The organism is Wolbachia endosymbiont of Tuta absoluta, from assembly GCF_059414725.1.
This window is the reverse complement of record NZ_JBNRJY010000296.1, coordinates 1-4189: the sequence shown is the minus strand read 5'-3', so window position 1 is coordinate 4189 and position 4189 is coordinate 1. Positions and strand designations below refer to the sequence as shown.

The following is a 4189-nucleotide window of genomic DNA, read 5'->3' as shown; positions in this document are numbered from 1 at the left end:
ACTTGGAGGACATTTGGCTAGAAAAAATGATCTAGAACCAGGCCCCATTACTATTTGGAAAGGATGGAGACGTCTCTTTGATCTAGCAGAAGGATGGCGACTTGCTCACGAACTTTATATTTGTGGGTAATAGTAAGAATTGTACTAGCTAAGGCTAAAAGGCAGAAGGTTATTAGTGAGGGAAAATATGAATACTCAAAGCACACAACAATATCATGAATTCATTCGAGGATTTTTTACTTTATTCGATGAAATAAAAAAGGAAGACGACCCAATTTATAATTCCAGAGTTGGTTTTAATGCAGTAAAGTTTCTAATAAAGCACCCCATCTGGAATTTGGAGACAGATGAAGACAAAAATAAAGCTTATGAAGTTATTCTTCCAGAGCAGAACAAGATAAAGAAAGCCGAACAAAAGCTTGAAAGTGAAGTTAAAGCAAGGTTAAAAGAGTATGTTGATGATATCGCAGGAGTTTCAATATATGGCGATCACGCAAGTATTACACTGGGAGATGACAAAAAAGAGTTTAAAATCAGCGAGTTTTTAAATAGTGACTTTTGTCAGAAGAAAGGAATTTCGGGATTTTCAACGCTGCATAGTGATGGAAAGAGCGGAATGCACGGTTTTGTTGCCGAAGAAGGAGAGAAAAGAATAAGGCATTATGTTGTAACCGATGGTTCATATGAAATGACTTTGAATTGGCATGACAAAAATGGCAAAAAATGTACTATCAAAATCAAGATTGATAAAGATGGTGTAGATCTCACTGAACGTAATGGTGTTACTGAGGAACAATTAAAAGCAAACACAGATGTAAAAATAGGTGGCTTATTCCTATATCAAATACAATTCAAGGAGAAAGGACAAGAACAAGAGAATCAACAATCATCTGAAACTTTCATAGAAAATGATATTAGTAAAGGTGTTGGCGTTCAAGCTACTCAAGATCAAGAAGTTAAGTTTAAGCATGCAACGACTAGCACTACACATTCTAATAACGCATCTGCTAAAAAGATTCCACCGTCACTGCCAACTAGAACTAGTTCATTACCTAATAATCAGCAAAAAGGTGAGTATCAGCCAATACGGATTAATAGTGGAAATAACTACAATTCTCCATATTCTGATCATTCAAACAGTACTGCTTTCACCAAATCTGTAAGCCAAAATCAAAACGATAGGCAGTCTACATTTACTACGTTTGGATATACTGCATCTGGAAGCCGAAGATCAGATGAAAGTGAGCAAATATCTAATAATCGGCAAAAAGGTGCAATTTTTGATCCTACAACTAATGAAAGCACTGCAGCAGCACAAGACGTTGCATTCAAAAAAGTTAAAGGTGCATTTAAGTATGAAAACGCTAAAGAATCAAGCAATACTGGAAATAAGCAATCACTAAATGATGTAGCTTCGATTCTTGCATGGAAAGCAAAAAATGAGTTATTACGTAGTGAAAGTAAGTATGGTGAAGAATTTTCTGACTTCGAAGATGGTTGGAGCGATAACGAAGATGAGTATATAACGCTTTCAAAACCTCAATCAGATTATAAACAAGAAAAAGATTATCTTAGCACTAAGGAAAACGAAGAAAGAGGAAACGATGAACAAAAAGAAACCGAACAAGAAAATGAATCGCTAGAATACAGCTCAACAGATATAAAAACAAACGATTCGGGCTATTCATCTCCAACTCACTCTAATCATGAACAATCTCGAGTAAATTCTGGACAGTTAAAAGCGAGCCTAATGAATGTTGAACAAAGAGATTATACCCTACTTACGGAATTTACCAGTAGGTTGGATAAAGAAACTCAGAAATTCCCGCTAAAACCAGTAAATCAAAAGAAAATGAGTGAACAAACAAAAGAACATTTATTAGCAGCTGGATTGCTAAAAGACAATGCAGCGGAGGAAGAAATAAACGACTCAGGTTACTCATCTCCAACTTACACTAGCCACGATAATTTTCAGGTAAATCCTGAACAATTAGAGAGGAAATTAGAAACCATTGAACCAAAAGATACATTGGAAAAATTGAATAAAGGATTGAGAGACCAGGCTACTAAAGATTTATTCTCAGAAAGTATGTTGAAAGAAATAAAAGAAGGTAAAAAATATGACCCTGTACGTAAGTTATTAGAAAGAAAAGTGGCAGAACAAGAAAATGATAATACTAATCTGACTATAGACAAAAATAGCGAACTATATAAATTGCTAGAAAAAGATGCAGCACAACTGAAAGCTGGAATAGTAGAAGAGGAAAGAAAAGATACTTTAACAGAACGCAATGATAGTCCTGATCGCAATAGAATTGTATTAGCAAATAGAAATAGAATCTGGGCTAAACTTATTGCTGAAGAAAAACAAAAAAAGGACAGTGGTATTAGTATAGGTTAAAGTAATTACTTAGCAAGCAATGGGTTTCATGTAATGGTAACCCTATTACAGAAGAGTATGAGCCACGTAAAAATAATACAAACATTCCTGCAAGACCTTGTATGTTGCACCCCCCTGCCCTGTTTTTCCACTCTTCTGATGCTAAATAATATTTAATTTCTTGTTCGCTGAGACGCTTAAATTTCACTATTGTAACTACAGTCCTAATATGCTGTTTAGATTGATCAGGAGTTAATAAACACACACTGGTGTATACTCTATGCCTTCTTCCTGATAACAAGCGAACGCATTTTTCTGCTTGCTCAACGTTTTCAGCTTTGAGCAGTATCCTTCTACCACAAGCAACAACTGTATCAACACCAAGCACAAAGTAATCTGGATTTGAACTTTGTGTTTTCTCAGCTTTACTTTTTGCCATACGGATTGAGTAATCTCTTGGAAGTTCCTTTTTTAAAGGAACTTCATCTATGTCTGCTGGCAAAATTAAACCTGGCTCAATATTTATTTGTTTTAGTAAAGCTATACGCCTTTTCGATGATGAAGCAAGAATAAGATTATTTAGAGATCGTTCTGTCACTTGTACCTTTAAGCCTTCTAATTATCCTACCCTTTTTTGCATTCCTATCATAAACACTCATCTCAACCAACACCCTATCGCCTATAATTATGCGTATTTTACTTCTTCTCACTTTCCCTGATACATGACAGATAATCTCATGTTCATTGTCCAGCTTCACTCTAAATTCTGCTGCAGGTAGTAAAGCAGTTACTGCCCCTTCCACTTCAAAAATTGTTTTTGATTTGTCTTCTTTTATCATTGTCGTATTATAATTTAATAATCTTTTTCAGTCTACTATAGATTTTAAATTATTATCAATACAGGAGATTTTTATACTCTACTTGAGTATTGCTCTTGCAACTTAACTCCAATCATCTCCTTAACAATGCAAGAGGAAAGCGAGCTACCTACGCTTCTACTCTCTACTACCTTCTCAATAGAAGTTATGTTAGAAGATAAATCATTATCACAATTTTCCTCATCGCTACCATATCCTCCATCAAAGCTTAAAGATCTGCATAATGTTGTTTTTTCTTTCAGTGGAACATTAGACTCATTATCAGTTTCATTAAAAACTTCTCCCATTAGAGTATAATATTTTTTTATACAACCACTGGGGATTTCATTCATTCTTTGTTTATCAGTAACTTGATCTTGTTGGTCCTCTAAGTATTTCACTTGATGATTTAAGTTTTCTATCTCCTCTTTCATTTCTTTAATTGTTTGAATTTGATCTGCAATTACGTCGATATAGTTCTCTTTCAATTCATCAATATTATCTTCATCTTCAGTGAGTTCAAGTATATCGTCTAGAAATTCCTCGTACTCGTTTTCTGGCTCCTCAATGTCGAACTTTAGTCTCTCTTCTTCAAGTTCATCGTTCAAATTGCTACACTGCCTCTCTAACTTTACAATTGTTTCTGCTTCTATTTCTTGCTTTAATTCAACATTTTCTTTAGGTAGCATTTGATTATCTGGAATCAATTCATCCATTTTTTGTGAGTTAGTTTCCGCTTGAGTTCTGATTTGTTGTGAAGCAATTTCTGGTTGAGTTTCAGTGTGCTGTAAATTGACTTCCAATGCATTGCTATTACTTACTATTACCCACAAATATAAATGGACATAAAAATAAAGTATTACAACATTAAAGTTTGCAAACATTGAGGGTAAAAAATGGCAAACAGGAATAATGAATGGGCTGAAAATGAATTTGGAGATGCTGTACTTGG

4 protein-coding genes are annotated in these 4189 nt (G+C 34.5%); 1 reads left to right on the top strand and 3 read right to left on the bottom strand.

What is annotated here, in order from left to right:
* The first annotated feature begins 187 nt into the window (after positions 1-187).
* The gene (locus tag ACJ5GX_RS03345) at positions 188-2401 is read left to right on the top strand and encodes a hypothetical protein (RefSeq protein ID WP_052264697.1); all 2214 of its coding nucleotides are present in this window, start codon (positions 188-190) and stop codon (positions 2399-2401) included.
* On the opposite strand, the gene ACJ5GX_RS03340 is transcribed toward ACJ5GX_RS03345, so the two are convergent.
* From ACJ5GX_RS03340 to ACJ5GX_RS03330, 3 genes are all read right to left on the bottom strand, one after another.
* Positions 2388-2978 (bottom strand): Maf family nucleotide pyrophosphatase, encoded by a 591-nt coding sequence (locus ACJ5GX_RS03340; protein WP_052264696.1) that lies wholly within the window; start codon positions 2976-2978, stop codon positions 2388-2390. The genes ACJ5GX_RS03345 and ACJ5GX_RS03340 overlap by 14 nt on opposite strands.
* Positions 2956-3219: a translation initiation factor IF-1 gene (infA, locus tag ACJ5GX_RS03335; protein ID WP_052264695.1), complete on the bottom strand. Its 264-nt coding sequence runs from the start codon at positions 3217-3219 to the stop codon at positions 2956-2958. Before infA ends, ACJ5GX_RS03340 begins: the two co-directional genes overlap by 23 nt.
* A 71-nt stretch (positions 3220-3290) precedes the next feature.
* On the bottom strand, positions 3291-4121 hold the full coding sequence (locus tag ACJ5GX_RS03330; protein WP_246485283.1) for a hypothetical protein: 831 nt from the start codon (positions 4119-4121) through the stop codon (positions 3291-3293).
* Positions 4122-4189: the final 68 nt, after the last annotated feature.